This window comes from Ruegeria sp. AL12 (assembly GCF_056540885.1).
On record NZ_JBQFXN010000050.1, the window covers coordinates 1 to 1239 of the forward strand.

Annotated in this window: 3 protein-coding genes; 2 read left to right on the top strand and 1 reads right to left on the bottom strand. The window is 60.9% G+C overall.

Features of this window, described 5'->3' with window-relative positions; all coding sequences use genetic code 11:
• Positions 1 to 176, bottom strand: a 176-nt coding sequence (locus ACR0C6_RS21245) for a GntR family transcriptional regulator (RefSeq protein WP_480621085.1), incomplete at its 3' end; no start/stop codon positions are given.
• A 100-nt stretch (positions 177 to 276) separates the two neighbouring features.
• Between ACR0C6_RS21245 and ACR0C6_RS21250 the strand changes: the two genes are divergently transcribed.
• Both ACR0C6_RS21250 and ACR0C6_RS21255 read left to right on the top strand, forming a co-directional pair.
• On the top strand, positions 277 to 921 hold the full coding sequence (locus ACR0C6_RS21250; protein WP_480485978.1) for a pyrimidine 5'-nucleotidase: 645 nt from the start codon (positions 277 to 279) through the stop codon (positions 919 to 921).
• A gap of 87 nt (positions 922 to 1008) precedes the next feature.
• A partial coding sequence (locus tag ACR0C6_RS21255; RefSeq protein ID WP_480621083.1) for a hypothetical protein occupies positions 1009 to 1239 on the top strand: 231 nt, incomplete at its 3' end.

The window sequence follows — 1239 nt, forward strand, 5'->3', positions numbered from 1 at the left end:
AGCAGAGACTGGGTTTCCAGGCGTTGCAACGCTTCGCGGATCGGGGTGCGCGACACCCCGAACCGTTCTGCCAGCTCGCTTTCCACCAGACGATCGCCGGGCTTGTAGACGCCGACATCAATGGCTTCGAGTATCAGGCTATAGGCATCCTTGGTGGGGGATCGGGTCTGGCTCATGGGGTATTCTGTCTCCTCGTTCGGACATGTCTATCCGTCTCTGGGGGCGTCAATCAAGTACGGCATTGAAAACACCCCGCCCGCGCCCTAAACCCAAGCCATGGTCAAACCGTCCTTCAGTCATGTCACGCAATGGGTGTTCGATCTGGATAACACCCTCTATCCGCCGCATATGCAGCTGTTCGATCAGATCGAAGTTCTGATGACGGATTACGTGGTGCAGGCCATCGGCGTGGACCGGGCCGAGGCCGACAGGCTGCGCGGGCAGTACTGGCGCCAATACGGCACTACGCTGGCCGGGTTGATGGCCGAACATGATCTGGACCCCGAGCCCTATCTGCACGCGGTGCATCAGGTGGACATGAGCCATATGGACCCGGATGCAGAGCTGGCCGATCACATTCGCGCCCTGCCCGGACGGCGCATCGTCTACACCAATGGCAGCGCACCCTACGCCGAGCGGGTTTTGCAGGCGCGCGGGCTTTCGGGGCTGTTTGATGCAATCTATGGCGTCGAACATGCCGGGTATCGGCCAAAGCCCCAGAAAGCCGCCTTTGAAGCCATCTTTGCACAGGATGGTATTCAGGCTGACAAGGCCGCGATGTTCGAGGATGACCCGCGTAATCTGGCCGCCCCGCATGAGATGGGAATGCGCACGGTTCATGTCGCCCCGGACCCGCATGAGGCCGATCACATCCACCATCACACGGACGATCTGACCGCATTTCTGGCCCGCCTGCGGTAGCCTGTCACACTGCGACGATCCGTACGTTCTGCACCTGCATGCGCAGCCCTATATGCGCTGGAGCGACGAACAGAACGGAGAAGCCCCATGAGCGCGATCGATATGCCCGGACGCCTGCCGGTTTGGCAGCGCCTTTTCTTTGCAATTCCGGTTTTCGGGTGGCTGGCCCGCGACGCGGCCAACGGCAAGGCGGAGGACCTGTATTACACCGTCGGCGCGGTCCTCAGCATGTGGGGCTGTTCCGCCATGGTGTTTGGTCTTCCCGGCCTTTACATCCCTGCCCTGATGATGGTGCCGGTGATGTTCCTGGTCCTGATC